Source organism: Streptomyces sp. NPDC001549, assembly GCF_042894025.1.
GTDB lineage: Bacteria > Actinomycetota > Actinomycetes > Streptomycetales > Streptomycetaceae > Streptomyces > Streptomyces kutzneri.
The window spans coordinates 289,738-314,472 of the sequence record NZ_JBIAVJ010000002.1; the positions used below are offsets into that span (position 1 = coordinate 289,738).

28 protein-coding genes and 1 tRNA gene are annotated in these 24,735 nt (G+C 72.3%); 15 read left to right on the top strand and 14 right to left on the bottom strand.

What is annotated here, in order from left to right; all coding sequences use genetic code 11:
- Positions 1-30 precede the first annotated feature (30 nt).
- Positions 31-1,848 (top strand): glutamine--fructose-6-phosphate transaminase (isomerizing), encoded by a 1,818-nt coding sequence (gene glmS / locus ACFY04_RS04155; RefSeq protein ID WP_389114109.1) that lies wholly within the window; start codon positions 31-33, stop codon positions 1,846-1,848.
- Positions 1,849-1,962: 114 nt separating this feature from the next.
- Here glmS and ACFY04_RS04160 read toward each other — a convergent pair whose 3' ends face one another.
- Entirely contained in the window at positions 1,963-2,370 is a 408-nt protein-coding gene (locus tag ACFY04_RS04160; RefSeq protein WP_389114110.1) for a RidA family protein, read from the bottom strand.
- Positions 2,371-2,466: 96 nt separating this feature from the next.
- Here ACFY04_RS04160 and ACFY04_RS04165 point away from each other — a divergent pair, with 96 nt between their 5' ends.
- Positions 2,467-2,847: a winged helix-turn-helix transcriptional regulator gene (locus ACFY04_RS04165; protein ID WP_389114111.1), complete on the top strand. Its 381-nt coding sequence runs from the start codon at positions 2,467-2,469 to the stop codon at positions 2,845-2,847.
- 76 nt (positions 2,848-2,923) lie between these two features.
- On the opposite strand, the gene ACFY04_RS04170 is transcribed toward ACFY04_RS04165, so the two are convergent.
- Positions 2,924-3,493 carry an acetate uptake transporter gene (locus ACFY04_RS04170; RefSeq protein WP_389114112.1) on the bottom strand — a complete coding sequence of 190 codons (570 nt, stop codon included), beginning with the start codon at positions 3,491-3,493 and terminating at the stop codon, positions 2,924-2,926.
- Between the two features lie 98 nt (positions 3,494-3,591).
- Complete coding sequence (locus ACFY04_RS04175; protein ID WP_030008732.1) at positions 3,592-4,125, bottom strand: universal stress protein; 534 nt, start codon at positions 4,123-4,125, stop codon at positions 3,592-3,594.
- 323 nt (positions 4,126-4,448) lie between these two features.
- On the opposite strand from ACFY04_RS04175, the gene ACFY04_RS04180 reads away from it, so the two are divergent.
- The 4 genes from ACFY04_RS04180 to ACFY04_RS04195 all read left to right on the top strand — a co-directional run bounded on the left by ACFY04_RS04180 (position 4,449) and on the right by ACFY04_RS04195 (position 7,331).
- Complete coding sequence (locus ACFY04_RS04180; protein ID WP_389114113.1) at positions 4,449-4,892, top strand: hypothetical protein; 444 nt, start codon at positions 4,449-4,451, stop codon at positions 4,890-4,892.
- A 376-nt stretch (positions 4,893-5,268) separates the two neighbouring features.
- Positions 5,269-6,444: a helix-turn-helix domain-containing protein gene (locus ACFY04_RS04185; protein ID WP_033222383.1), complete on the top strand. Its 1,176-nt coding sequence runs from the start codon at positions 5,269-5,271 to the stop codon at positions 6,442-6,444.
- A 105-nt stretch (positions 6,445-6,549) separates the two neighbouring features.
- Positions 6,550-7,152: an oligoribonuclease gene (gene orn, locus ACFY04_RS04190; protein WP_389114114.1), complete on the top strand. Its 603-nt coding sequence runs from the start codon at positions 6,550-6,552 to the stop codon at positions 7,150-7,152.
- Positions 7,153-7,258: 106 nt separating this feature from the next.
- Positions 7,259-7,331, top strand: a tRNA-His gene (locus tag ACFY04_RS04195).
- 110 nt (positions 7,332-7,441) lie between these two features.
- Here ACFY04_RS04195 and ACFY04_RS04200 read toward each other — a convergent pair.
- Positions 7,442-8,467: a LacI family DNA-binding transcriptional regulator gene (locus tag ACFY04_RS04200; protein ID WP_389114115.1), complete on the bottom strand. Its 1,026-nt coding sequence runs from the start codon at positions 8,465-8,467 to the stop codon at positions 7,442-7,444.
- A 102-nt stretch (positions 8,468-8,569) separates the two neighbouring features.
- Between ACFY04_RS04200 and ACFY04_RS04205 the strand changes: the two genes are divergently transcribed.
- Genes ACFY04_RS04205 through ACFY04_RS04220 form a run of 4 tightly spaced genes read left to right on the top strand, consistent with a single transcriptional unit; the run spans position 8,570 to position 13,161 of the window.
- Complete coding sequence (locus ACFY04_RS04205) at positions 8,570-9,925, top strand: ABC transporter substrate-binding protein (RefSeq protein ID WP_389114116.1); 1,356 nt, start codon at positions 8,570-8,572, stop codon at positions 9,923-9,925.
- 7 nt (positions 9,926-9,932) lie between these two features.
- A complete protein-coding gene (locus ACFY04_RS04210) occupies positions 9,933-10,928 on the top strand; it encodes a carbohydrate ABC transporter permease (protein ID WP_389114117.1) in 996 nt (331 codons plus the stop codon).
- Positions 10,925-11,749, top strand: coding sequence for a carbohydrate ABC transporter permease (locus ACFY04_RS04215; protein WP_078851150.1), 825 nt, complete (start codon positions 10,925-10,927; stop codon positions 11,747-11,749). Before ACFY04_RS04210 ends, ACFY04_RS04215 begins: the two co-directional genes overlap by 4 nt.
- Complete coding sequence (locus ACFY04_RS04220) at positions 11,746-13,161, top strand: GH1 family beta-glucosidase (protein ID WP_389114118.1); 1,416 nt, start codon at positions 11,746-11,748, stop codon at positions 13,159-13,161. The genes ACFY04_RS04215 and ACFY04_RS04220 overlap by 4 nt, the downstream gene beginning before the upstream one ends.
- 10 nt (positions 13,162-13,171) lie before the next feature.
- On the opposite strand, the gene ACFY04_RS04225 is transcribed toward ACFY04_RS04220, so the two are convergent.
- The gene (locus tag ACFY04_RS04225; RefSeq protein ID WP_389114119.1) at positions 13,172-13,987 is read right to left on the bottom strand and encodes an SDR family oxidoreductase; all 816 of its coding nucleotides are present in this window, start codon (positions 13,985-13,987) and stop codon (positions 13,172-13,174) included.
- Between the two features lie 80 nt (positions 13,988-14,067).
- Here ACFY04_RS04225 and ACFY04_RS04230 point away from each other — a divergent pair, with 80 nt between their 5' ends.
- Both ACFY04_RS04230 and ACFY04_RS04235 read left to right on the top strand, forming a co-directional pair.
- Positions 14,068-14,646, top strand: coding sequence for a TetR/AcrR family transcriptional regulator (locus tag ACFY04_RS04230; protein ID WP_389114120.1), 579 nt, complete (start codon positions 14,068-14,070; stop codon positions 14,644-14,646).
- A 23-nt stretch (positions 14,647-14,669) separates the two neighbouring features.
- Positions 14,670-15,587, top strand: a complete 918-nt coding sequence (locus ACFY04_RS04235; RefSeq protein WP_389114121.1) for a hypothetical protein — start codon at positions 14,670-14,672, stop codon at positions 15,585-15,587.
- A gap of 38 nt (positions 15,588-15,625) precedes the next feature.
- On the opposite strand, the gene ACFY04_RS04240 is transcribed toward ACFY04_RS04235, so the two are convergent.
- The 6 genes from ACFY04_RS04240 to ACFY04_RS04265 all read right to left on the bottom strand — a co-directional run bounded on the left by ACFY04_RS04240 (position 15,626) and on the right by ACFY04_RS04265 (position 19,676).
- Complete coding sequence (locus ACFY04_RS04240) at positions 15,626-15,925, bottom strand: hypothetical protein (RefSeq protein ID WP_389114122.1); 300 nt, start codon at positions 15,923-15,925, stop codon at positions 15,626-15,628.
- A 79-nt stretch (positions 15,926-16,004) separates the two neighbouring features.
- Positions 16,005-16,667, bottom strand: coding sequence for an NADPH-dependent F420 reductase (locus ACFY04_RS04245; protein WP_389114123.1), 663 nt, complete (start codon positions 16,665-16,667; stop codon positions 16,005-16,007).
- 57 nt (positions 16,668-16,724) lie between these two features.
- Positions 16,725-17,378, bottom strand: a complete 654-nt coding sequence (locus tag ACFY04_RS04250) for a disulfide bond formation protein B (RefSeq protein WP_389114124.1) — start codon at positions 17,376-17,378, stop codon at positions 16,725-16,727.
- A gap of 2 nt (positions 17,379-17,380) precedes the next feature.
- Positions 17,381-17,545 carry a DUF5993 family protein gene (locus ACFY04_RS04255; RefSeq protein WP_389114125.1) on the bottom strand — a complete coding sequence of 55 codons (165 nt, stop codon included), beginning with the start codon at positions 17,543-17,545 and terminating at the stop codon, positions 17,381-17,383.
- Positions 17,546-17,572: 27 nt separating this feature from the next.
- Positions 17,573-18,979 (bottom strand): sensor histidine kinase, encoded by a 1,407-nt coding sequence (locus tag ACFY04_RS04260; protein WP_389114126.1) that lies wholly within the window; start codon positions 18,977-18,979, stop codon positions 17,573-17,575.
- 7 nt (positions 18,980-18,986) lie between these two features.
- A complete protein-coding gene (locus ACFY04_RS04265; RefSeq protein ID WP_030010722.1) occupies positions 18,987-19,676 on the bottom strand; it encodes a response regulator transcription factor in 690 nt (229 codons plus the stop codon).
- 79 nt (positions 19,677-19,755) lie between these two features.
- On the opposite strand from ACFY04_RS04265, the gene ACFY04_RS04270 reads away from it, so the two are divergent.
- Both ACFY04_RS04270 and ACFY04_RS04275 read left to right on the top strand, forming a co-directional pair.
- Entirely contained in the window at positions 19,756-20,295 is a 540-nt protein-coding gene (locus tag ACFY04_RS04270) for a hypothetical protein (protein ID WP_389114127.1), read from the top strand.
- A 104-nt stretch (positions 20,296-20,399) separates the two neighbouring features.
- Positions 20,400-20,741 carry a hypothetical protein gene (locus ACFY04_RS04275; protein ID WP_389114128.1) on the top strand — a complete coding sequence of 114 codons (342 nt, stop codon included), beginning with the start codon at positions 20,400-20,402 and terminating at the stop codon, positions 20,739-20,741.
- Here the strand turns inward: ACFY04_RS04275 and ACFY04_RS04280 are convergent.
- Together ACFY04_RS04280 and ACFY04_RS04285 are read right to left on the bottom strand one after the other, a co-directional pair.
- Complete coding sequence (locus ACFY04_RS04280) at positions 20,738-21,616, bottom strand: spermidine synthase (protein ID WP_389114129.1); 879 nt, start codon at positions 21,614-21,616, stop codon at positions 20,738-20,740. The genes ACFY04_RS04275 and ACFY04_RS04280 overlap by 4 nt on opposite strands.
- Positions 21,617-21,649: 33 nt before the next feature.
- A complete protein-coding gene (locus tag ACFY04_RS04285; RefSeq protein WP_389114130.1) occupies positions 21,650-22,051 on the bottom strand; it encodes a hypothetical protein in 402 nt (133 codons plus the stop codon).
- Between the two features lie 242 nt (positions 22,052-22,293).
- Here ACFY04_RS04285 and ACFY04_RS04290 point away from each other — a divergent pair, with 242 nt between their 5' ends.
- Positions 22,294-23,613, top strand: a complete 1,320-nt coding sequence (locus tag ACFY04_RS04290) for a tetratricopeptide repeat protein (protein ID WP_389114131.1) — start codon at positions 22,294-22,296, stop codon at positions 23,611-23,613.
- A 479-nt stretch (positions 23,614-24,092) separates the two neighbouring features.
- Here ACFY04_RS04290 and ACFY04_RS04295 read toward each other — a convergent pair whose 3' ends face one another.
- Complete coding sequence (locus tag ACFY04_RS04295) at positions 24,093-24,686, bottom strand: histidine phosphatase family protein (RefSeq protein ID WP_314252622.1); 594 nt, start codon at positions 24,684-24,686, stop codon at positions 24,093-24,095.
- Between the last annotated feature and the right edge of the window lie 49 nt (positions 24,687-24,735).

The following is a 24,735-nucleotide window of genomic DNA, read 5'->3' on the forward strand; positions in this document are numbered from 1 at the left end:
AGAACCGAACTTCAGGAGGGGCAGAACCGTATGTGTGGAATCGTCGGTTACATCGGCAAGCGTGACGTGGCACCGCTGCTGCTGGAAGGCCTGCAGCGGCTGGAGTACCGCGGATACGACTCCGCGGGCATCGTGGTCAACACCCCGAAGACCCCGGCCCTGAAGGTCGTCAAGGCCAAGGGCCGCGTCCGCGAGCTGGAGTCCCGCGTTCCCAAGCGCTTCGCCGGCACCACCGGCATCGCCCACACCCGCTGGGCCACGCACGGCGCCCCGAGCGACATCAACTCCCACCCGCACCTGGACCCCGAGAACAAGGTCGCGGTCGTCCACAACGGCATCGTCGACAACTGCTCCGAGCTGCGCGCCAAGCTCGAGGCCGAAGGCGTCGTCTTCGTCTCGGACACCGACACCGAGGTCATCGTCCACCTGATCGCCCGCTCCGAGGCCGACTCCCTGGAGGAGAAGGTCCGCGAGGCGCTCAAGGTCATCGACGGCACCTACGGCATCGCCGTCATGCACGCCGACTTCGCCGACCGCATCGTCGTCGCCCGCAACGGCTCCCCCGTGGTCCTCGGCATCGGCGAGAAGGAGATGTTCGTCGCCTCGGACGTCGCCGCGCTGGTCGCCCACACCCGCCAGGTCGTCACCCTCGGCGACGGCGAGATGGCCACCATCAAGGCCGACGACTTCCGCACCTACACGACCTCCGGCACGACGACCAACGCCACCCCGGAGACCGTGGAGTGGGAGGCCGCCTCGTACGACATGGGCGGTCACGACACCTACATGCACAAGGAGATCTCCGAGCAGCCCGACGCGGTCGACCGCGTGCTGCGCGGCCGGATCGACGACCGCTTCAACACCGTGCACCTGGGCGGCCTGAACCTGGACCCGCGCGAGGCGCGCGGCATCCGCCGGGTCAAGATCCTGGGCTGCGGCACCTCTTACCACGCGGGCCTCATCGGCGCCGGCCTCATCGAGGGCATGGCCCGGATCCCCGCGGACGCCGAGCCGGCCTCCGAGTTCCGCTACCGCAACCCGGTCGTGGACCCCGACACCCTCTACATCGCGGTCTCCCAGTCCGGTGAGACGTACGACGTCCTCGCGGCGGTGCAGGAGCTCAAGCGCAAGGGCGCCCGCGTCCTCGGCGTGGTCAACGTGGTCGGTTCCGCGATCGCCCGCGAGGCCGACGGCGGCGTGTACGTGCACGCCGGCCCCGAGGTCTGCGTCGTCTCCACCAAGTGCTTCACCAACACGGTCGTGGCCTTCGCGCTGCTCGCCGTGCACCTGGGCCGCATCCGGGACCTCTCGGTCACCGACGGCAAGCGGATCATCGAGGGCCTGCGCAAGCTGCCCGCGCAGATCCAGGAGATCCTCGACGGCGAAGAGGACATCAAGAAGCTGGCGGCCGAGTTCGCCGAGGCCAAGTCGATGATGTTCATCGGCCGGGTGCGCGGCTACCCGGTGGCGCTGGAAGCCTCCCTCAAGCTGAAGGAGATCTCCTACATCCACGCCGAGGCCTACCCGGCCTCCGAGCTCAAGCACGGTCCGCTGGCGCTGATCGAGCCCTCGCTGCCGACGGTCGCGATCGTCCCGGACGACGACCTGCTGGAGAAGAACCGCGCGGCGCTGGAGGAGATCAAGGCCCGCAGCGGCCGGATCCTCGCGGTCGCCCACCGCGAGCAGGAGAAGGCGGACCACACCATCCTGGTCCCGAAGAACGAGGACGAGCTGGACCCGATCCTCATGGGCATCCCGCTCCAGCTGCTGGCGTACCACACGGCCCTGGCCATGGGCCGGGACATCGACAAGCCGCGCAACCTGGCGAAGTCGGTCACCGTCGAGTAATCGCCCCCTCGCCGCACGCGGACGCCCCCGGGACCCACGGTCCCGGGGGCGTCCCCGTTCCCCGCCGGAGCGGGCGACCGGCCGTCCGCGGGGGTCCGGCCCGGGGCGGGCCGTTCAGTCGACGACGGCGGTGGCTTCGACCTCGACCAGATGCTCGGGGACGTCCAGTGCCGCGACGCCGACGAGCGTGGCCGGCGGAACCGGGGTGAACCCCAGCTTCGCGGCGGCACGCGCGATCCCCTGCACCAGCAGCGGCATCTTGTCGGGGGTCCAGTCGACGACGTACACGGTCAGTTTCGCCACGTCGCCGAAGGAAGCCCCGGCCGCGGCCAGCGCGTCGGCGACGTTGAGGTAACACCGCTCGACCTGAGCGGCGAGGTCGCGCTCGCCGACGGTGGCTCCGCCGGCGTCCCAGGCGACCTGCCCGGCCACGAAGACCAGCTTCGACCCGGTCGCGACCGACACCTGCCGGTAGGCGTCGACCGTCGGCAAGCTGGTCGGGTTCACGAGGGTAATGGCCATGTTCCTGCCTCCGGTGCTCTCTTGTGGTTACTCGGGCACCGTAGGAGAGTGTGCGCTGACATGGAAGAACGCACTTTTCGGTGACTGGGGAACCTAATGGTGACCAAGCAGTTCACGGGTTCGCCCGACGAGGCCGACCTGAGGCGCGCCGACTCCCTGGCGCGGGAGATCTTCTCGGACATCGCCAACAAATGGGCGCTCCTGATCATCGAGGCCCTGGGCGAACGGACCCTGCGCTTCGGCGAGCTGCGTGACGGGATCGGGGGCATCAGCCACAAGATGCTCACCCAGAACCTGCGCATGCTGGAACGCAACGGCCTGGTGGAGCGCACGGTGCACCCCGTCGTTCCGCCAAGGGTCGAGTACACCCTCACCGAGCCGGGCCGGGTGCTGCGCGTGACGATCGACGGACTGTGCGACTGGACCCACCGTTTCCTCGGTGACATCGAGGCCTCCCGGCGCCGCTTCGAGGCCTGACGGGCGGGCGCCGTTCCCCGGCGCACACGCGTACGGCCCCCCGGACGGTCCGGGGAGCCGTATGGCGGGGTGGCGGTCAGCTCGCGGCGACCGCGCCGCCGCTGCGGGCCCTGCCGAAGGCCATCGGCCAGTGCGCCAGCGCCGCGGTGGCGCCGTACCAGGCCAGCAGTCCGGAGACGGCGGCGACCCAGCCGCCCGCCTTCGCGAGCGTGCCGTTGTCCACGAACGCGCCTGTGGCGAGCAGGAGCAGCGACAGGGTCAGCAGGGCGTAGACGCCCTGGCTGAACAGACCGCTCGCGGCGGCGACCGTGAGGGTCAGCGCGAGCATCGCGAACAGGACAAGAAACGTTCCGGCGGCTTCGTCGGAGACCGAACCGCCCGCGCCCTTGGCCCACGTGAACCAGAAGATGCCGAGGCCCGCGAACGCGGTGCCGTTGAACCCGTTGCCGCCGCGGTACTCCAGGAGACCGAGGAGGAACAGGGCCGCGCCGCCTACGTACATCGCGAGCGACACGGAGTTGGCAGCGGACACGCCGTCGATGACACCGGTGTGGCCGATACCGAATGCGAGAAGGGTGAGACCCAGGGCGATGTTCCCGAGGGTCGAAGTCGAGGCCGTGCTTCCCGCAGAGACACCATTGTCCACGGCGGGCTCCCTTCGATCTGCAGTTGTTTGCTGCGTCCCAGCAGCATTTATCTACCCTTTACACGAGGGCACAACCGCACAAGCGACTTAACAAGCGGTCACGGAATGACAACGACCGGTCGCTGTGCGCGCTTGGCCAGCCGGCCGGCGACCGATCCGAAGATCCGGCCCACGATCCCGTGTGTGGACCCGACCACGATGGCGTCGGCCGAATACTCCCGGCCGACCTCCTCCAGCTCATGGCAGATGTCACCACCGCGCTCGACCAGGATCCACGGCACTTCGGCCAGATAGTCCGCGCAGGCGAGCTCCAGCCCGAGCACCTCGGTGCGGTGGTCCGGCACGTCGACGAAGACGGGCGGCTCGCAGCCGGCCCACACCGTGGTGGGCAGGCGGTTCGCGACATGGACGATGATCAGACCGGATCCGGAGCGACGGGCCATGCCGATCGCATAGGCGAGCGCGCGCTCACTGGAGGTGGATCCGTCGAATCCCACAACGACCCCGTGCCGGAAGGCCGGATCGCAGTGCACGCGTGTCTGTTCCACCGCGCGCAGATCGGCGGCCGACGCGGGGTCGACGACGCGTTTGCGCTTGCGGTCCGCGGGTTCGGAGAATTCGTGACCGGCCATGGGTATCTCGGCGAAGAGGTCCTTGGAGGAAGCAACAGGGGGCGAAATCGGCGACGCAGTGTGACGGAGCTCTGTCCGGGAAGCATCTTCCCAAGCCCATACCCACCAGGGTACGGCGACACTCCTGTCCTGCACAGGGCATGCCGCCCTTGGAGAGCGTCCCAGGGAGCATGCCGGAGCGAGCGCGCCTTGGCAATGGCCGCTGTCCCCTACAGCCAGTGACGAGCCAGGCAGGCGCCACCCGTTGGCGCAGTGACCGAGCCAGCCGCCGGGCGTTGGGACATGCGTCCGACCTTCAGGTAAGAGCCCGCAGGGAGCACGCCGTGCCCGGTCATCCGGTTCACCCCGTCCAGCCAGCTCAGCCGACGCAGTCCGTCCGGTCCCTCCAGAACGCCGACCCCGCCCCGCACTTCACCCCGTCCCCCGGGTCGGCCCTTCACCCGTCCGTGCGTTCCGCCGGACACCCGCACGACGACCCCGCGGGTGACGTCGTGCGCTGGGCGGCCTTCAGCTGCCTGCTCGTCCCCGTGGTCCTCGTCGTCTACGGAACCTCCTTCGGCGGGGCCGCCGTCGCGACCCTCGGCCTGCTCGCCGTCACGGCCGCGTGCCGGGTCCTGCTGCGCCACTCGGAGAAGACCCGGAGGGCTGCGGCCCGGGTGCCCGTGGAGGTGCATCTTCCGCCCGCGCACCGCGGCCGGCACTCGCGCACCGGCGCCGGGATGCGCCGCGGTTGCCGGGGCTCCGGCCCGGTCTCCCCGCAGGACTGACTCATTCGCACACCCACACACGCATGTTTTCAGCCAACTTCCCGGCAGGGTGCCCTCCTTGCCGGAATGTCCCCCCGCCCCCCTCACCACCAGCGACGACAGACCGCGGGGGGCGTTCTGGCCCTACAGGTACTGGCCATGGCCGGGGAGCGCGCTTCCTGTTCGGGTAGCGGAGTGGAACGCTTACTGATCGAATGCTTTTCGCCAAGTTGAGAAGTCGACATAGCGCTGCGTGCTGAACTTGTCACGCCGACACCACGGGACGCAGTAGATTCGATCATGTATTTACGGCGGGGGATCCACGTGCAAGGCCGAGGGGAAACGTGCAGGTGCGACCAGACCAAGGAGTCGCGACACCCAAGGGGGGCTTAGCGCCATGAGCCAGGATTCCACCGCCGTCGTCACAGCAGACGCCGGCCGGAAGCTCGCGGGGCGTCGCCGCAGGGAGATCGTCGCGGTGCTGCTCTTCAGCGGCGGACCGATCTTCGAGAGCTCCATTCCACTTTCCGTGTTCGGCATTGACCGGCAGGACGCGGGAGTTCCACGCTATCGATTGCTCGTGTGCGCCGGTGAGGACGGTCCGCTCAGGACCACCGGCGGGCTCGAACTGACCGCGCCGTACGGGTTGGAGGCGATCGCCCGGGCAGGAACGGTCGTCGTTCCCGCCTGGCGCTCCATCACTTCACCGCCGCCGCCGGAGGCGCTCGACGCACTGCGTCTGGCGCACGAGGAGGGGGCCCGGATCGTCGGACTGTGCACGGGAGCCTTCGTGCTCGCCGCCGCCGGTCTGCTGGACGGCCGGCCCGCGACGACGCACTGGATGTACGCGCCGACGCTGGCCAAGCGGTACCCGTCCGTCCATGTCGATCCGCGCGAACTGTTCGTCGACGACGGCGACGTGCTCACGTCCGCCGGCACGGCGGCCGGAATCGACCTGTGCCTGCACATCGTGCGCACGGACCACGGCAGCGAGGCGGCCGGGGCCCTGGCCCGCAGGCTCGTCGTGCCACCGCGCCGCACCGGCGGCCAGGAACGCTATCTCGACCGGTCACTGCCGGAGGAGATCGGCGCCGACCCGCTGGCCGAGGTCGTCGCCTGGGCACTGGAACACCTCCACGAGCAGTTCGACGTGGAGACGCTGGCCGCCCGCGCCTACATGAGCAGGCGCACCTTCGACCGGCGGTTCCGCTCGCTCACCGGCAGCGCTCCGCTCCAGTGGCTGATCACCCAGCGGGTGCTCCAGGCACAGCGGCTGCTGGAGACCTCCGACTACTCGGTCGACGAGGTCGCCGGACGCTGCGGGTTCCGCTCGCCGGTCGCCCTGCGGGGTCACTTCCGGCGGCAGCTGGGGTCCTCCCCGGCCGCCTACCGCTCCGCCTACCGGGCACGCCGGCCGCAGGCCGACGTGGCACAGGTGGCCGAGATCAACGCGGGTCCGGTTCCGCACCAGCGCACTCCGCAGCCCCACCGGGCGGCGGCGGCCCTGGCCGCGTCGGGTCCCACGGTGACGGAGCTGTACGCCCCGGGCCGGGTCATGCGGGAACACGCCTGACCTCGAACTGAGTACGACGCACGAGGGTCCTCCATCGGCCACCGCCGATGGGGGACCTTCCGCATATGCGGTCCGCGCCCCGGGGGACCGCATAAGGTGGGACACATGAACGATCGCATGGTGTGGATCGACTGCGAGATGACCGGGCTCTCGTTGACGGACGACGCACTTATCGAGGTGGCCGCACTGGTCACCGACTCGGAGCTCAACGTGCTCGGCGAAGGCGTGGACATCGTGATCCGCCCGCCGGACGCCGCGCTGGAGACCATGCCCGACGTGGTGCGCGAGATGCACACCGCCTCCGGCCTGCTCGACGAGCTGGCCGGCGGAACCACCCTCACGGATGCCGAGGCGCAGGTCCTGGCGTACGTGCGGGAGCACGTGAAGGAGCCCCGCAAGGCACCGCTCTGCGGAAACTCGGTCGGCACCGACCGCGGCTTCCTGCTGCGCGACATGGCCGCGCTGGAGAGCTACCTGCACTACCGGATCGTGGACGTGTCCTCGGTCAAGGAGCTGGCGCGCCGCTGGTACCCGCGGGCGTACTTCAACAGCCCGCCGAAGAACGGCAACCACCGGGCGCTGGCGGACATCAAGGACTCCATCACCGAGCTGCGCTACTACCGGGAGGCGGTCTTCGTACCGCAGCCCGGGCCCGACTCGGACACGGCCCGCAGCATCGCCGCCAAACACGTCGTGCCGGGCGCGTAGCTCAGGCCGGGCCCCTCCGGAGGCGGGCGCAGGGAAAGGGGGGAGCGAGCACCCTCCCGGACCCTGTACCCTTTTCTTCGGCCGGTCGGTTTTCCGACCGGACATGGTGGGTGTAGCTCAGTTGGTAGAGCACCTGGTTGTGGTCCAGGTGGCCGCGGGTTCAAGTCCCGTCACTCACCCTGTGGGAAGGCCCCGGTTCGCGAAAGCGGACCGGGGCCTTCTGCATGACCAGGCCTTCTGCATGACCAGGGCTTCCGCCCGGTCGGGGCCTTCCGCCCGGCCGGAGCCGTCAGGACGACTCCCGGACCACCAGCCGGTTCGGCAGCACGGCGGCCGCCTCGCCCGTCTCCCCCGCGATCCGCCCCAGCAGCATCCGCGTCATGGTCCGGCCCATCTCCTCGATCGGCTGCCGGACGCTGGTCAGCGGCGGGTCCATGTGCCGGGCCACCACCGAGTCGTCGAAGCCGACCAGCGCCACGTCCCGCGGGATCCGGCGGCCGGCCGCGCGCAGCTCCCGCCGGGCGCCCGCCGCCATGACGTCCGAGGCGGCAAAGACCGCGTCGAGCCCGGGGTGGCGCTCCAGCAGTGCGCGCATGGCCCGCCGGCCGCCCTCCTCGGTGAAGTCGCCGACCGCGATCAGCAGCTCGTCGGCGGGGTGTCCGGCGGCGGCCAGGGCCTGCCGGTAGCCGTCGAGGCGGCACTGGGCCCCGTACACGTCCAGCGGTCCGGTGATCGTGGCGATCGTGCGGCGGCCCCGGTCGAGGAGGTGGCGTACGGCTTCGGCCGCGCCCGCCAGGTTGTCGGAGTCCACGCAGGGCAGGGTCTCGTCGGCGGAACGGCGGCCGCTGATCACCGTCGGGATGCCGAGCTCGGCCAGCAGCTCCGGCAGCGGGTCCCCGGCGTGGACGGAGACCAGCAGCACCCCGTCGACGCGGTGCCCGGACAGGTACTGGGCGAGCCGGCGGCGCTCGCGGTCGCTGCCCGCCAGGGTGAGGACGAGCTGGACCTCGGTGTCGGCGAGCTCGGCGCCGACCCCGCGGACCACTTCGGAGAAGTAGGGCTCGGCGAAGAAGCGGGCCTCGGGCTCGGGGATCACCAGGGCTATGGCGTCGGTGCGGTTGGCCGCGAGGGCGCGCGCGGCGCGGTTCGGTACGTACCCCAGCTCGGCCACGGCCGCCTCGACGGCGACCCTGGTGTGCTCGCTGACCTTGGAGGATCCGTTGATCACCCGGGAGGCCGTGCCGCGCCCGACTCCGGCGCGCGCCGCGACCTCCTCCAGGGTCGGTCGTCCCCCACTGCGCCCGTGCCAGTTCATGACTTCCTCCCGGTTGTGAATCTACCTCTTGACGACTGTGGGAGCGCTCCCACACTGTGTCACACGACACCTGGCACGTTTCGTCCTTCTGGGAGGAAGCACATGCGCGTCCGAGCCCGAGCCCGCGTCCGAAGAACTCTCGTCACGACCGTCGCCGCGGCCGGAACCGCGGCCCTGCTGCTCGCGGGGTGCGCGCAGGACCCCGACGAGAGCCCCGACCAGGGCGCCCCCGCCACCGGCACGTCCGGCGGCGCCGCACAGACCACCCTCACCGTCGGCGTCTTCGGGGCCTTCGGGCTCCAGGAGGCCGGGCTCTACGACGAGTACATGGCGCAGAATCCCGGGATCCGCATCGAGCAGACCTCCATCGAGCGGAACGAGAACTACTACCCCCAGCTCCTCACCCACCTGGGCACGGGCAGCGGGCTCGCCGACATCCAGGCCGTCGAGGTCAACAACATCGCCGAGATCACCGCGACCCAGGCCGACAAGCTGGTGGACCTGGCCAAGGCCCCCGGCGTGGACAAGGCCGCGTACCTGCCCTGGAAGTGGGCCCAGGGCACGGCGAGCGCGGCCAAGGGCGGGGCCACGGTCGGCCTCGGCACGGACATCGGCCCGCAGGGCATCTGCTACCGCAAGGACCTCTTCGAGGCGGCCGGGCTGCCCACCGACCGGACGGCGGTCGGGGCCCTGTGGGCGGGCGACTGGAACAAGTACCTGGAGACGGGCCGGACGTACAAGGCGAAGGCCGGCGAGGGGAAGGCCTTCGTGGACTCGGCGTCGGGCGTGATGGCGGCGGTGACCGGGAGCAGCGCGCAGCGCTTCTACGACGACCAGGGCAAGGTCGTCTACAAGACCAACCCGGCGGTGCGCGGCGCCTTCGACCTGGCGGCCTCCTTCGCCACCGACGGGCTGAGCGCCAAGCTGCAGCAGTTCACCCCGGCCTGGGACCAGGGCTTCTCCAACGGCTCCTTCGCCACGGTCTCCTGCCCGGCCTGGATGCTCGGCTACATCCAGGACAAGGCGGGCCCGGCGGGCAAGGACAAGTGGGACGTGGCGCAGGCGCCGAAGCCCAGCAACTGGGGCGGGTCCTTCCTGGTGGTGCCGAAGGCGGGCAAGCGCGCCGAGGCGGCGGCGAAGCTGGCGGCCTGGCTGACGGCTCCGGCGCAGCAGGCGAAGCTCTTCGAGAAGCGGGGCAGCTTCCCGAGCGCGAGCGCCGCGTACAAGCTGCCGGCCGTGTCGGGCGCACAGCACGCGTACTTCGGCGGCGCCCCGATCGGCGAGATCTTCGCGAAGGCCGCCGAGGGCGTGCCGGTGACCGTGGTCGGCCCGAAGGACCTGGTGATCGCGCAGAACCTGGCCGACATCGGGATGCTCCAGGTCGACCAGAAGGGCCGCAGCCCGCAGGAGGGCTGGGAGGCCGCGGTGAAGGCGATCGACAACGCCCTGGACCAGTGAGGTACCGGTGACGGACGAGACGGCTGTGCTGTCCCCCTCCGCCGTCGGCCCGGAGCGGCCGGCGGCGGAGGGGGGCGGCCGGGGCCGGCCGGGCCAGGTGTGGCGCTCGCGCCGCTACCGCTGGGACCTGCGCTTCAGCCCGTACGCCTTCGTGGCGCCCTTCTTCCTCTTCTTCGCCGCCTTCGGGCTGTTCCCGCTGCTCTACACGGGCTGGGCGGCGCTGCACCAGGTGGAGCTGACCGATCCCGGCAGCATGACGTGGGTGGGGCTGCGGAACTTCACCCGGCTGTGGGACGACGAGTTCTTCTGGAACGCGCTGCGCAACACGGTGACCATCGGGCTGCTGTCCACGGTGCCGCAGCTGGCGATCGCGCTGGGCCTGGCCCACCTCCTCAACTACCGGCTGCGGGGCTCGGCGTTCTTCCGGGTCGCGGTGCTCACCCCGTACGCGACCTCGGTGGCGGCGGCCACCCTCGTCTTCGTCCTGCTCTTCGGCCGGGACTACGGGATGGTCAACTGGGCGCTTTCGGCGGTGGGTTTCGAGGCGGTCGACTGGCAGAACGGCACCTTCGCCTCCCAGCTCGCCGTCTCCACCATCGTGATCTGGCGGTGGACCGGCTACAACGCGCTGATCTACCTGGCGGCCATGCAGGCCGTGCCGGGCGAGCTGTACGAGTCCGCCGCGCTGGACGGCGCCTCGCGCTTCCAGCAGTTCCTCCACGTCACGGTGCCCTCGCTGCGGCCGACGATCTTCTTCACCTGTGTGGTGTCGACGATCGGGGCCACCCAGCTGTTCGGCGAGCCGCTGCTGTTCAACGGCGGGGCGGGCGCGACGGGCGGCTCGGACCACCAGTTCCAGACGCTCGGGCTGTACCTGTACGAGCAGGGCTGGGTGAACCTGCACCTCGGGCGGGCCTCGGCGATCGCGTGGGCGATGTTCCTGATCCTGCTGCTGATCGCCGGGGCGGCGCGGCTGCTGCGCGGACGGAAGGACTCCCGATGAGGTCACTGCGCGCGGGCCGGCTCACGTACGTGGTGCTCGCCCTGTTCACGGCCGGCTCGCTCTTCCCGCTCGTGTGGACGGCGATCGCGGCGTCCCGGAGCAATACGCGTCTGGCCCAGACCCCGCCGCCGTTCTGGTTCGGCGGGAACCTGGGGCGCAACCTCCAGGTCGCGTGGACCGACGCCAACATGGGGACGGCCCTGCTGAACACGGTGATCGTGGCGGGCACGGTCGCCGCGGGCACCGTGTTCTTCTCCACGCTCGCCGGCTTCGCCTTCGCCAAGCTCCGCTTCCGCGGCAGCCGGCCGCTGCTGGCGCTGGTGATCGGGACGATGCTGATCCCGCCGCAGCTGAGCGTGGTGCCGCTCTACATGCTGATCGCGAAGCTGTCGTGGACCGACCGGCTGCAGGCGGTGATCCTGCCGACCCTGGTGGGCGCCTTCGGGGTGTTCTTCATGCGCCAGTACCTGGTGCACGCGCTGCCGATGGAGCTGGTGGAGGCGGCACGCACGGACGGGGCGAGTTCGCTGCGGGTCCTGTGGCACGTGGTGTTCCCCGCCGCCCGGCCCGCCATGGCGGTGCTGGGGATGCTGACCTTCGTCATGGCCTGGAACGACTTCTTCTGGCCGATCGTCGCGCTGACCCAGAACGGCAGCCCGACGGTGCAGGTGGCCCTGACCGGGCTGGGCCGGGGCTACATCCCCGACCAGTCGGTGATCATGGCGGGCGCGCTGCTGGGCACGCTCCCGCTGCTGCTGGTGTTCCTCGTCTTCGGCCGGCAGATCGTCGGCGGCATCATGCAAGGAGCGGTGAAGGGATGACCCAACTCCCGACGAACACGAACACGGCCCCGGACACGGACCCGGACGGCGGCGCGCGGGAACTGCGCTTCCCCGACGGGTTCCTGTGGGGCACGGCCACGGCGGCCTTCCAGATCGAGGGCGCCGCGACCCTGCGCGGACCGTCCATCTGGGACACCTTCTGCCGTACGCCGGGCAAGGTGCACGGCGGTGACACGGGCGACGTGGCCGTCGACCACCACCGGCTGTGGCGGGAGGACGTCCGGCTGATGGCCTCGCTCGGGCTCGGCGCCTACCGGTTCTCGGTGTCCTGGCCGCGGGTCCTCGCCGGCGGGATCGGCTTCTACGACGCGCTGGTCGACGAGCTGCTCTCGTACGGGATCCGGCCCTGCGTGACCCTGTACCACTGGGACCTGCCGCAGGAGCTGGAGAGCGCGGGCGGCTGGCCCGAGCGGGAGACGGCCTATGCCTTCGCCCGGTACGCCGGGCAGGTCACGGCGGCGCTCGCCGACCGGGTGGAGCTCTGGACCACCCTCAACGAGCCCTGGTGCAGCGCCTTCCTCGGCTACGCCTCAGGGGTCCACGCCCCCGGCCGCACCTCCCCCGCCGACGCGCTGCGCGCCGCCCACCACCTCAATCTGGCCCACGGACTGGCCGCCGCGGCCCTGCCGGCCCGGGCCAGGGCCGGTATCGCGCTCAACCCCAGCGCGGTACGGCCGCTGACCGGCTCGGCGGCCGACCTGGACGCGGCCCGCCGGATCGACGCCCTGGCCAACCGGGTCTTCACCGGCCCGCTGCTGCACGGGGCCTACCCGCAGGACCTGCTCGCGGACACCGCCGCGGTGACCGACTGGTCCTTCGTCCGCCACGGCGACGAGGCGCTGATCCACCAGCCGCTGGGCTTCCTCGGGGTGAACTACTACACCCCGGCGGTGGTCTCGGCCGCCCCCGGCGGGAACGGCCCGCGCGCCGACGGGCACGGGGCGGCGACGCACTCCCCCTGGCCCGCGGCGGAGTCGGTCGCCTTCCACCAACCCCCGGGCGAGCGGACCGACATGGGCTGGTCGATCGACCCCACCGGCCTCTACGACCTGCTGATGCGCTTCACCCGCGAGGCGCCCGGGCTGCCGCTTCTGGTCACCGAGAACGGCGCGGCGTACGCCCCGGACCTGCACGACCCCCAGCGCATCGGCTACCTGGAGGCCCACCTCGCCTCAGTCCACCGCGCCCTGGCGGACGGCGCCCCGGTGGAGGGCTATTTCCTCTGGTCGCTGATGGACAACTTCGAGTGGTCCTACGGGTACAGCAAGCGCTTCGGCATCGTGCAGGTCGACTACGAGACCCAGGCCCGCACCCCCCGCTCCAGCGCCCACTGGTACGCCCGTCTGGCCCGGAAGGGGAGCTTCCTCACCTACGGGGACGAGGGGTTCTAGACGAAGCCTCCTAGCGGAAGGCCGGGGCCGAGCGGGCCGCCCAGTCCGCGAACGGGCGGGGCGCCCGGCCGAGGATCTGCCGTACGGCGGGGCTCGGCTCCAGTTCGGCGGGCAGGGGTTCCCCGAGGATCCCGAGGGTGCCCTCCACGACCGGTTCGGGCATGAAGGTCAGCATCTGGGCGCGGGCCTCCTCCCGGGTCTGCTCGACGAAGCGGACGGGCTCGCCCAGGGCCGCGCCGATCGCCTCGGCCCGCTCCCTCGGGGTGACCGGGGCGGGCCCGGTGAGCTCGTAGGTCCGGCCCGCGTGGCCCGGCTCGCGCAGGACGGCGGCCGCGACCTCGGCGATGTCCGCCGGGTCGACGGTCGGGAGCCCGACGTCGCCGAAGGGCGCGGCGGCCGTGCGCCGCGTTCGGATGCTCTCGGCCCAGGCGTAGGCGTTGGAGTTGAGGCCGCCGGAGCGCAGGATCGTCCACTCCAGGCCGCTGCGGCGGACGGCGTCCTCGAACCGTGCGGGGTGGGCGTACACCTCGGGGCGGGTTCCGACGCCCTGGGACGAGAGCAGGACGACCCGGCGGATCCCGGCGGCCGCGGCGCGGTGCAGGATGCCCTGCGGGTCCTCGCCGGCGACGAGCAGGAACAGCGCGCCGGCCCCTTCGAGCGCGGGGCCGAGGCCCTGCGGCTCGGCGAGGTCGCCCTGGTGGTGACGGACCCCTTCGGGCATGTGCGCGGGCCGCCGGGAGACGGCGGTCACGCGCTCGCCGCCCTCGGTGAGGATCCGTACGAGTTCCTGGCCCACGTTCCCGGTCGCACCGGTCACTACGATCATGACGATCCCCCTTGTGAGTTAGTCGGCTGACTTAATGAGGACCATAGCCCCTTCCCGATCACTCGTCTAGAGTCAGTCAGGTGACTGACTCAAAGAAGGTCCGGCGGACGTCCGGCAAGCGGGAGCGGCTGGCGGCCGCCGCGGCGCAGGTCCTCCACGCGCAAGGCGTCGCCCAGACCACGCTCGCGGACATCGCCCAGGCGGCCGAGGTCCCGGTGGGCAACGTCTACTACTACTTCAAGACCAAGGACGAGCTCGTCGAGGCCGCGATCGACGCGCACGCCCAGACCCTCCGGGGCCTGATCACCGCCCTCGACGAACTCCCCACCCCTGAGGAGCGGTTGAAGGCCCTGCTGTCCGGCTGGGTCCAGCAGCGCGAGCTCACCACCCGGTACGGCTGCCCCACCGGCACCCTCGCCTCGGAACTCGACAAGCGCGCCGACGGCCTCGACCGTTCGATCGCGGAGGTCATGCGGGTCCTGCTCGACTGGGCCGAGCGGCAGTTCGCGGAGATGGGCCGGGCCGACGCCCGCGAACTCGCCGTCGCCCTGATCGCCGCCTACCAGGGCATCTCCCTGCTCACCAACACCTTCCGCGACCCGGACCTCATGACCACCGAGGCCCAGCGCCTGGAACGCTGGATCGACTCCCTCATCTGAGGGCCCCGCCACCGGAGATGACGATGCACCCAGCCGACGGACCGACCCGCACCACGCCCCCGCGCCCCCTGGACGTGGAGTCCCTCTTCCCCGGCCTGGCCGCCCACCGCCGTACCGCGACCCGGCTGCACCCGCGCCCGGGCACGCCCGGGCCGCACGACAGCCACGTAGGAGGGCCGCTGCTGTGGCCCGCCGACGAGCCGTGGCCGGTGTGCGCGAGCCCGCACCGGCGCGCCCCGGAACCGGGACCGCTGCCGCTGCTCGCCCTGGCCCAGCTCCACGCCCGGGACGTGCCGGACCTGCCGGCCGGCCCGGACGGCTGCGATCTGCTCCAGGTGTTCTGGTGCCCCTTCGACGCCCACGGGCCCACCGGCTCCGGCATGTACACGCACCTGCGGTGGCGGCGGGCGGCGGAGGTCCGCGCGGTGGCGGCGGAGCAGCCGGCGCCGGCGGCCGTCGGCTTCTCCGGGTACGTGCCCGAGCCGTGCGTGCTGCACCCGGAGCAGGTCACCGAATACCCGTACATCGAGCTGCTCACCGGGGAGCTGGGCGCGGCGGTCGAGGAGTGGGAGGACGCCCAGGAGGAGGCCGTCTACGAGGCCCAGGAGGCGGCGGAGGAGAGCCGGGAGGAGGGCGGCGGGGAGGCCTGGCTGCCGAGCTACCAGAGCGACCTGTCCCTCGCCCCGGGCTGGAAGGCCGGCGGGCACCCTGCCTGGAACCTCACCGGGCCCGGGACCATGGACTGCGAGGGCTGCGGGTGCCCGATGGAGCTGCTGCTGACCGTCGCGACGAACGAATGGCACGCGGACACCCGGAGCTGGATCCCGCTGGAGGACGGGCCGCGGAACCCGACCGGGGTGGTCGTCGGCAACCACGGCAAGCTCAACGTCTTCGCCTGCCCCGGAGACCCGTCCCACCCGCACGGCTTCAGCGTCCAGTAGCGGTCAGGAGCAGGTCAGCCGGTCAGCCAGTCAGCCGGTCAGGGCGCGGTTCCCATCGCCGCCAGGCCCCTCGCCAGGTCCTCGGCGTTCATCACCGGAGCGACCTCGATCTCGGCGTTGAACTGCAGGAACAGGTCCTCCATCAGCGGCGGCATCTGCGCGCTGTCCTGCAGGTCGAAGACGATCCAGCAGGAGCGCACGCCCTCGTGCAGGCCGAAGTAGGCCGCCTCCGGCTTCACCTTCTCCATCAGGGTCTTGATGGCCTGGGGCAGCGCGCCGGTCTTGATGCCCTCGTTGGTGGCGGCCGTGTCCATGTGCGCCCTGAGCATGACTCTCATGCCTGGCTCCTTCCGTCACGCCCACCCTCGGCCGGGGTCGGAGGCACGGCAACATGTGCGCCCCCGTCCGGGGCGGGCCTCAGGCGCCCTGGATGTGGAAGTTGAAGTCCGCGTGGCCGAGCGCACCCATCAGGCGGAGCCAGACGGGCAGCAGCATCTCGGTGCCCCGGGCCGTCTCGATGCCCCCGAGGTCGAGGACACTCGCTTCCGGCCACCCGAAGGCGTACAGGAGTTCGCGCACGGACTTCTTGGCGTCCGCGTCCTCGCCCGAGAGGAAGACGTGGTGCTCGCCGGCGACCCGCGCCGGGTCCACCATGATCTGGCAGTTCATCGTGTTCAGCGTCTTGACCACCCGCAGCCGCGGGAAGGTGCGCTGGATCAGCTCGGCCAGGCTGTCGTCGTTGACCGGGTCCAGGACCGGCGGGAAGCCCCCCGAGAAGTCCAGCGGGTTCGCGATGTCGATGAGGACCTTGCCGTCGAGGTGGGCGGCGTCCGCCTCCGTCAGGGCGGCGATACTGGCCTGCCCGCCGGTGGCGTTGACCAGGGTCTCGCCGTCCCGCGCCGCCTGCGCGAACGCGGCCAGTCCGACGGTGGGGTGGGCCTCCTGCCACTGCGCGTACTCGGAGCGGCCGAGGGTGGCTTCCGGATCCCGGGTGCCGATGACCACCTGGTGGCCCAGGCCGTCGAGCCGGGCGGCCACCGTACGGCCGACGATCCCGGTGCCGAGGACTGCGTAGCGCATTGCGGAGATCCATTCGTCGAACGGAGGCCGGGCCGCCCCGGCCCATCCCGGGACCGGTCAGCCCAGGATCCCGACATCGTAGAAGAACCGGTACCGGTTCGGGGCGTCCGGAAGGAACCAGTGGAAGCCCTCCTCCAGGAAGACCGCCAGCAGGTTCACGGCGATGACCATGCCCAGGAACCACAGCGCGCACATGCCCGCCGTGCGCAGCGCCCCCGGACGGACCGCCGGGACGGCGCGGTCGGCCGTCACATGGGCGAAGGCCAGGGCGACACCGATGGCGACCACCGACAGCTGGAAGAGGATCCACGCCCATACGTACAGGTGCAGGCCGAGCACCTCGCTCCCGTACCCCTTGGCCCCGGGCAGGATGTGCAGCATGGTCTGCCGCCAGGACGCGAAGGAGCCCCCGATCGCCGCGACCAGGGACAGCCCCCAGCCCGTCATGTAGACGCGACCCGTCACGGTGCCGCTGATCAGCGCCGAGCGGATGATGTACGCCGCGCCCAGGGCGGCCAGCAGCATGAACATCCGCTGCGCGACGCACAGCGGGCACGGGATGTCCCCCCGGCCGAACTGGTGGTACAGACCGGCGCAGACGACTGCCGACCAGCCGAGGGCGAAGAAGCAGGCGAACCAGTACTGGACCCGGCTCAGCAGGCCGTTCTCCGGCGGGGCGTCCGGCACGAGGCTGTGCATCGTCGCGGCCACGGTCAGTAGCTCAGCTTCAGGGCGAGGCCGCTGGTGATGTGGTGTGCCGTCAGCAGGGTGACGGCGATCAGCACCGCCCACCACGTGCCGAGCACGACCATCCGGGACGCGCCCCGGTACAGGGCGATCAGCGTGGCGAGGAGCCCGCCGAAGATCAGGGTGTCCATGCCGCGGACCGTACCGAGGCGGTGGCATCACGCCTGCGAGGCGCGCCCCCGGTTACGTCGGTTGCCGCGTCGGCCGCGCCCGGTCCGTCCCGTGCCGGGACCGCCGAGGCTCCGGCCGTCCAGGCCGATCCAGACCCGGACCTCGGTCCCGCCGAGCACCGAGCGCCCAAGCCGTACGTCGCCGCCGGTCGACTCCGCGACCCGCCGAACGATGTCCAGGCCGAGGCCCGTCGAGCCGTCGCGGCCGCCGTCGTTGCCGCGGCGCAGGGCCGCGTCCGGGTCGGAGATGCCGGGACCCGCGTCCGAGACCAGCACGATGACGGCGTCGCCCGCGTCGTGGACGTCCACCGCGAAGGGGGTGCCCTCGGGGGTGTGCCGGAAGACGTTGCCGAGCATGGCGTCGAGGGCGGCGGCGAGTTCGGGCCGCGCCGCGGGGATCCGTACCGTACGGTCCACGCCCGCGAGTCGCACCTCGCGGCCCTCGTCCTCCGCGAGCGCCGACCAGAAGGCCATCCGGTCGCGGATGACCTCGGAGGCGTCGCAGCCCGCGCCCGCCCCGGCCCCCGGGCCGGTGGCCGGGCGCTGCTCCCGGGCGGTACGGATGATCGTGTCGACCTCGCGCTCCAGCTGCTCCACGGCGGCCCGGGTCTGTTCGGCCGCCGGACCGTCGCCGAGCGAGGCCGTGTTGAGCCGCAGCACCGTCAGCGGGGTCCGCAGCCGGTGCGAGAGGTCGGCGGCCAGTTCCCGCTCGTTGGCGAGGAGTTCGACGACCTGGTCCGCCATCGCGTTGAACGCGGCGGCCGCCGAGCGGAGTTCCTTCGGCCCGTCCTCGGGCACCCGGGCGCCGAGCCTGCCCTCACCGAGCTGGTGGGCGGCGTCCGCGAGCCGTTCGGCGGGCCGGACCAGCCGGGCGCCGAGCCGGTCGGCGACCCCGACCGAGCCGATGATCAGGGCCAGCCCGACGCCCGCGAGCACCAGCCAGGCGGTCGCGACGCCGTTGCTGACCTCGCTCTCCGGTACGAAGATCTCCACCACGGCGATGTCCCCGGAACCGAGCGCCGTCGGCTGGAGCAGCGCCGAGCCGCCGCCCGCCACCGAGGCGGTCGTGCCCCGTCCCATCCGCCGGGTCTCCGCGACGGCGCGCTCCCCGGCCCGGCCCCGGCCGATGTCCACCGGCGGGCTGTCGCCGATCGCGGGCACGTGGACGGCCATCCGCCGGGCGGCGCCCATCTGGGTGGACTCCACGGCCTTGCGCAGCTGCACGGGGTCGGTGGTGATGGACAGCGTCGGCCCGATGCTGGCGGCCTGCCGCTCGGCGTTGGAGAAGGCCCGGTCGCTGGCCATCTCCTGGACGACGAGGCCCAGCGGCACGGCGAAGGCCACGACCACCATGGCCGTGACCGCGAGGCACACCTTGACGAGCGCCCATCTCATCGCGCGCTCACCGGGGCGGCTCCAGCTTGACCCCGACCCCCCGCAGCGTGTGCAGGTAGCGCGGCCGGGCGGCGGTCTCGCCGAGTTTGCGGCGCAGCCAGGACAGGTGGACGTCGATGGTCTGGTCGTCCCCGTACGACTGCTGCCAGACCTCGGCGAGCAGTTCGCGCCGGGCCACGACCACCCCGGGCCGGCCGGCGAGGAAGGCCAGCAGGTCGAACTCCCGGCGGGTGAGGTCCAGTACGGCCCCGTCCAGCTCGGCCTGGCGGCGCAGCGGGTCGATGGCGAGCCCGCCGACGCGCAGGACGCGCGAGGGCGGTTCGGCGCCGGCGGCGGCCCGGGCGCGGCGCAGGACGGCGGACATCCGGGCGGAGAGGTGCTCCACGGAGAAAGGTTTGGTCAGGTAGTCGTCGGCGCCGTCGTTGAGCAGCCGGACGATCTCCGCCTCGTCGTCGCGCGCGGTGGCGATGATCACAGGTACGTCGGTGATGCCGCGCAGCATCTTGAGCGCCTCGGACCCGTCCAGGTCGGGCAGTCCGAGGTCGAGGATGACCACGTCGAAGCGGTGGTGCGCGACCTCGCGCAGGGCCTCCAGGGCCGTGCCGACGCTCCGCACGGTGTGCGAGGCCTCGGTCAGGTGCCGGATGAGGGCGGAACGTACGAACTGGTCGTCCTCGACCACGAGCACACTTGCCATGGCCCGCACCGTAGTCCATCCGGGCGACTCAGCGGGGTGTCGGGCCACTCTTGTGGCGGGTGGTGCAGTATGTGCCTTGATGCGACGAGGACTTCTTCATGCCATGGCCTGGATGCTGGCGACCGGCGCGGCGGTGACGCTGTCGTGGTGGGGCGTGCACACCGTCATGTCGGGAACGGCCTACGATCCGCCGCTCGCGGTACCCCTGACCGGCCATCCGCTGTCCTCGTCGACGCACAGCGCGCAGCCGTCCCCGTCCCCCTCGGAGTCCGCGTCCCCGTCGCCCTCGGAGTCGCCCGCCCCGGAAGCGTCGCCGACCGCCGGGGCCTCCCCGGAGAAGTCCCCGCAGCCGTCGGCCACCCCCGGCCCGTACCAGCGGACGGAGGGCCAGGACGCGGGCAAGGTGCAGGCCTATCCCGTGTCCGGCGGCCGGGTCGTCTTCTCCCTGGGCGCGTCCTCCGCGGAGCTGGTCTCGGCGACCCCGGCGGCCGACTGGCGGATGCAGGTGTGGAAGCAGGACTTCTGGATCCGGGTCACCTTCACCAAGGACGGCCGCGAGGTGTCGGTCTTCTGCACCTGGCACGACCACCCGCCGATGGTCGAGATCGTCGACCCCTGAGGCGGCCGCCGAGACCGCCCCGGCCCGGTCGGGAACGGCCGGGACCCCTTCGGATCCCGGCCCACACCGTACGGCTCCCCTCTCCGCGAGGGATCACCGAGCGCGTGTTGTACGCCGTGGCCGCCGCCTCGGCGGGCCTCGACTCCGTGACGTGGGAGCAACTCGCCGGCCACCCGGTCGCCGGCCTCGGCCGCCTGGCGCCGGCCTACTGGGCGGAGGCGCTGGTGCCGAGACGGACACCGAACGGCCGTCTCATCAAGCGGGGTCCGACCGCGCGCACCATCCAGGAGGTCCTCGCCCTCGTCACCGCCGTCCGCCGTCCGCCGTCCGCCGTCCGCCGCAGCCGCCATCGCAAGCGGCTGCTCGCCGAACACCACGGCTCCGGTGGCGGCCACCCCGCGGCCCCCGGTCCGGGCCCGGTGCCGGTCGCGAAAGAGACGGTCTAGCGGAAGACGGAGGGCGGCGGTTGCGGCGAGGCCACCGCGGAGGCGTCCGCGACCGGGGCCGCGCCGCCCGCGAAGTCGGCCAGGGCGCGGCCGTGCTCGACCCGGCCCGGGTGCGGGTCGCTCGCGACCCGGCGGGTGAATTCCGCGACGGGCAGCTCGCGGTCGGCCGCCACCAGGACGGCGTTGCCGAACCGTTTCCCCCGCCACACCACCGGATCGGCGGCCAGCGCCAGCTCCGTGAACCGGGACGCGGCCGTCGCGATCTGGCTCCGCAGATGGGTCAGCGGCGGACCGTCCGCCAGATTGGCCACGTACCACCCGGTGGGCGCGAGGGCACGGCGTACGTCGTCCAGGAACTCGGTGCTCGTCAGGTGCGCCGGGGTACGCGCCCCGCTGAACACGTCCGCGATCACCAGGTCCGCCCAGCCGTCCGGGACCTTGGCCAGGCCCGCCCGCGCGTCCACCGCCCGGACCCGCACCCGCGCCTGGGGGTCCAGCGGCAGGTGCTCCCGTACGAAGGCCACCAGGGCGGCGTCGATCTCCACGACCTGCTGGGTGGAGCGGGGGCGGGAGGCGGCGGTGTAGCGGGCGAGGGTGAAGGCGCCGCCGCCCAGGTGCACCACGTTCAGGGGCTGCCGGGCGGGCGCGACGAGGTCGATCAGGTGGCCGATCCGCCGCTGGTACGCGAAGTCCAGGTACCCGGGATCGTTCAGGTCCACGTGCGACTGCGGGGCCCCGTCGATCAGCAGGGTCCAGGCGCCGGCCCGCTCCCGGTCCGGCTCCAGCTCCGCCCGGCCGCCGTCCACCTGACCGACGACCGCCTCGGCGCTGCCGCGTCCGCGCTGCTTGCCCTTGTTCCTGTCCTTGCCTGCCACCACCCCATTGTCACCGGTCAGCGGGGTGACGGGTCAGCGGCAGTTGTCCGCGGCCTCGATCAGCCGGGCCGCCTCGCCGAGCGCCGCCCGCAGCACCTCCGGATCGGTGACCGGCCCGACGGCCTCCGGCGGGAGCAGCCAGCCGGTGGCGCCCGCGGCGGGCGAGGCGGCGTCGCCGAAGCGCATGCCGCGCCCGTTGGTCTGCGTACACGCGCTGCCCGGCAGGTCCCACGCGTCGGCCGTGCCGGACGGCACGAGGAAGCCGAGGGTGTCGCCGGATCCGTCGTGCAGGACGGGCCCGACCCCGCCGGCCTGGCTGGCGGCGCGGCGGATGATGTCCACCGCCTCCAGCCCCTGCCGGGTGGGAACGGTCACCAGGTCCAGGTCCGGGGCCGCGCCGGGCTCGGACGCGGTATTCGTTCCAGTGCTCTCCATGCCGCCCTCCAACAAGGGAACCCCTCCTCGATCCGTATCCGCATGGGTTCAACGCACGGGAACGTCAACGGGTGCGGTGGCAAGACGCCGCAAAGGATGGCAGTTCATGGCGGATCGCGGGTGAGATATCCGTTTTGTAGCTAAACATCGCATGAACACCCCCTCGCTGGCGGTACGTTCATGCGCGCCGGACCCCCAGTCACAGCACCGGTGCTGCGTTCCTTGCCAGAGAGGTCACGTCCATGGCGGCGTCCCCCCACTCACCCAACTCCACGTTCCGGCGGCTGCGCGGGCAGCACTCCCCGGCCGAGTTCGCGGCCCTGGTACGCCGAGCCGCGAAGGAGATCGGAGAAACGGTTTCCTGCGACGCGCGCTACATCGGCCGGGTCGAGTCCGGCGAGATCCGCTGCCCCAACTACGCCTACGAGCGGGTCTTCCTCCACATGTTCCCCGGCCGCGCCCTGGCCGATCTGGGCTTCTCCCCCCGCGAGAGCGTCCGTGGGCGCTCGGCCCAGCGCGATCCCCTCTCCGTCCCCTTCCACCGTTCCCCTTCCAGTGCCAAGGAGAGCGACGTGCTGCGTCGCGCGTTCATGGCGGGCGGCTCCGCGACCGTGGCGGCCGCGACGCTCAGCCTCACCCTGCTCGGCGACACCCGCCGGCTCCCCTCCCGCGCCGGCGAGTCCGAGGCCGCCGCCGTCGAGGACGCGGTACGCCAGATCCGCCTGCTGGACGACCGGCACGGCGCCGACGCCCTGTACCGGCGGGCCGCCGAACCCCTGCGCACCGCCTACGCGCTGCTCGACGCGGGAGCCACCCGGCAGTCCACCGAGGACCGGCTGCACTCGGGCGCCGGTGAACTGGCCGTCTCCGTCGGCTGGCTGGCCCACGACTCGGGCCGCTTCGACGACGCCCGCTCGCACTACGCGGAGGCCCTGGCGACGGCCCGGGTCGCGCGGGACGCGGGCCTGGAGGCGCACGCCTTCAGCAACATGGCCTTCCTGGCCCGGGATTGCGGCCGCTCCCGCGAGGCGGTACGGGCCGCCCAGGCGGGCCGCCGCGCCGCCCGCTCCCTCGGTTCCCCGCGGCTGCTGTCCCTGCTCGCACTGCGGGAGGCGGGCGGCTGGGCGGGGCTGGCCGACCGCAAGGCCTGCGAGGAGGCGCTGACCCGGGCGCACACGGAGTTCTCCCGCGGCGAGTCGGACGCCGACCCCGAGTGGATGTCGTTCTTCGGGCAGGCGGAGCTGGAGTTCCTGAAGGCGCGCTGCTGGTCGGCCCTCGGCGAGCACGCCCGCGCGGCCCGGCACGCGCGGCGCGCCGCCGACCTCCAGGACCCGCACTTCGCCCGGAACGTGGCCCTCTACACCGCCGAACTGGCCGGCGACCTGGCCCGCGCGGGTGCCCCGGACGAGGCCGCGTGGGCGGGGGGCCGCGTGCTGGACCTCCTGGCGGAGGTCCAGTCGACGCGGGTCCGGTCGATGCTCTCGGAAACGGCCGGCACCCTCGTCCCCCACCAGCGCAGCCCCAGGGTCGGGTCCTTCCTGACCCGCCACGCGGCCGTTTGACGAGGCTCGACGGCGGCTCCCCTGCCCGGGTGGGGCGCCTCAATCGCCGGCGGGGCTTGGTGGTGTGGGTCGGTACCCCGCACGAGGGTCTCCTCGGCTCGGCGCGCGCGGGCTTGTCACGGCCAGACGGCCGCGGTCGCGCCTCGTCCTGCGGGGACCCTCCTGCGTGTCCCCGCCCCACGGCAGGGCTCCGACAGAGACGGCCCGAGGGGCGGGGGGACGGGGCGGGGTGTCCCCGCAGGACGAGCGCGCAACCACCGCGCACAGCCGAGACAAACCCGCACGCGCCGAGCCGAGGAGACACCCCGCCACGGCACCCCACCCCGACGCCTTGCCGACAAACCCGCCACCCACCGAGGCACGGACCCGCACCTTCAGCCCCGCCGGCGCTTGAGGCGCGGGTCCGGGCAGCACCCGGCAGACGGCCCGAGCCGCATACCGCCGAGCCGCCCGCAGGGCAGCCGGCAGGGCCCGCGCCGCTACGCGAGGTGACCCGTGTCGTTCCAGCGTTCCAGCGCCGGCGCTCCGTAGGCCCAGCCCAGGACCGAGAGGGAGGTCGGCTCCAGCCGGATGCGGGCTCCGAAGGAGGCTTCGAAGCCCAGCCAGCGCGCGGCCAGCGTCCGCAGGATGTGGCCGTGCGCGAAGACCAGGACGTCGCGCTCCGCCGAGCGGGCCCAGGCGACCACCTCGTCCGCGCGGGCCGCGACGTCCGCCACGGACTCACCGCCCGGGACCCCGTCGCGCCAGATCAGCCAGCCCGGCCGGACGGCCTGGATCTCGGCCGGGGTCATGCCCTCGTAGTCGCCGTAGTCCCACTCCATCAGCGCGTCCCACGGCTCGGCCCGGGCGCCGAAGCCCGCCAGGTCGCAGCTCTCGCTCGCGCGCACCAGCGGGCTGGTGCGGACCTCCACGCCCGGCAGCCCCCGCCACGGGTCACGGGCCAGCCGCTCGCCGAGCAGCTTCGCGCCCAGCTTGCCCTCCTCCAGCATCGGCACGTCCGTGCGTCCGGTGTGCTTGCCGAGCTGGGACCACGCCGTCTGGCCGTGGCGGGCCAGCAGGATGCGGGGGGCCATGTGAATTCTCCCGGTTCGTTCGAGGTCCGTCCATCATCCATCACCCGCT

Bases quoted from the DNA above. Each gene is read 5' to 3' on its own strand.
- glmS (WP_389114109.1), top strand. From the start codon at position 31: ATGTGTGGAATCGTCGGTTACATCGGCAAGCGTGACGTGGCACCGCTG.
- ACFY04_RS04160 (WP_389114110.1), bottom strand. From the start codon at position 2,370: ATGGCCATTACCCTCGTGAACCCGACCAGCTTGCCGACGGTCGACGCC.
- ACFY04_RS04165 (WP_389114111.1), top strand. From the start codon at position 2,467: ATGGTGACCAAGCAGTTCACGGGTTCGCCCGACGAGGCCGACCTGAGG.
- ACFY04_RS04175 (WP_030008732.1), bottom strand. From the start codon at position 4,125: ATGGCCGGTCACGAATTCTCCGAACCCGCGGACCGCAAGCGCAAACGC.
- ACFY04_RS04185 (WP_033222383.1), top strand. From the start codon at position 5,269: ATGAGCCAGGATTCCACCGCCGTCGTCACAGCAGACGCCGGCCGGAAG.
- orn (WP_389114114.1), top strand. From the start codon at position 6,550: ATGAACGATCGCATGGTGTGGATCGACTGCGAGATGACCGGGCTCTCG.
- ACFY04_RS04200 (WP_389114115.1), bottom strand. From the start codon at position 8,467: ATGAACTGGCACGGGCGCAGTGGGGGACGACCGACCCTGGAGGAGGTC.
- ACFY04_RS04205 (WP_389114116.1), top strand. From the start codon at position 8,570: ATGCGCGTCCGAGCCCGAGCCCGCGTCCGAAGAACTCTCGTCACGACC.
- ACFY04_RS04215 (WP_078851150.1), top strand. From the start codon at position 10,925: ATGAGGTCACTGCGCGCGGGCCGGCTCACGTACGTGGTGCTCGCCCTG.
- ACFY04_RS04220 (WP_389114118.1), top strand. From the start codon at position 11,746: ATGACCCAACTCCCGACGAACACGAACACGGCCCCGGACACGGACCCG.
- ACFY04_RS04225 (WP_389114119.1), bottom strand. From the start codon at position 13,987: ATGATCGTAGTGACCGGTGCGACCGGGAACGTGGGCCAGGAACTCGTA.
- ACFY04_RS04235 (WP_389114121.1), top strand. From the start codon at position 14,670: ATGCACCCAGCCGACGGACCGACCCGCACCACGCCCCCGCGCCCCCTG.
- ACFY04_RS04240 (WP_389114122.1), bottom strand. From the start codon at position 15,925: ATGAGAGTCATGCTCAGGGCGCACATGGACACGGCCGCCACCAACGAG.
- ACFY04_RS04245 (WP_389114123.1), bottom strand. From the start codon at position 16,667: ATGCGCTACGCAGTCCTCGGCACCGGGATCGTCGGCCGTACGGTGGCC.
- ACFY04_RS04255 (WP_389114125.1), bottom strand. From the start codon at position 17,545: ATGGACACCCTGATCTTCGGCGGGCTCCTCGCCACGCTGATCGCCCTG.
- ACFY04_RS04260 (WP_389114126.1), bottom strand. From the start codon at position 18,979: ATGAGATGGGCGCTCGTCAAGGTGTGCCTCGCGGTCACGGCCATGGTG.
- ACFY04_RS04265 (WP_030010722.1), bottom strand. From the start codon at position 19,676: ATGGCAAGTGTGCTCGTGGTCGAGGACGACCAGTTCGTACGTTCCGCC.
- ACFY04_RS04270 (WP_389114127.1), top strand. From the start codon at position 19,756: ATGCGACGAGGACTTCTTCATGCCATGGCCTGGATGCTGGCGACCGGC.
- ACFY04_RS04285 (WP_389114130.1), bottom strand. From the start codon at position 22,051: ATGGAGAGCACTGGAACGAATACCGCGTCCGAGCCCGGCGCGGCCCCG.
- ACFY04_RS04290 (WP_389114131.1), top strand. From the start codon at position 22,294: ATGGCGGCGTCCCCCCACTCACCCAACTCCACGTTCCGGCGGCTGCGC.
- ACFY04_RS04295 (WP_314252622.1), bottom strand. From the start codon at position 24,686: ATGGCCCCCCGCATCCTGCTGGCCCGCCACGGCCAGACGGCGTGGTCC.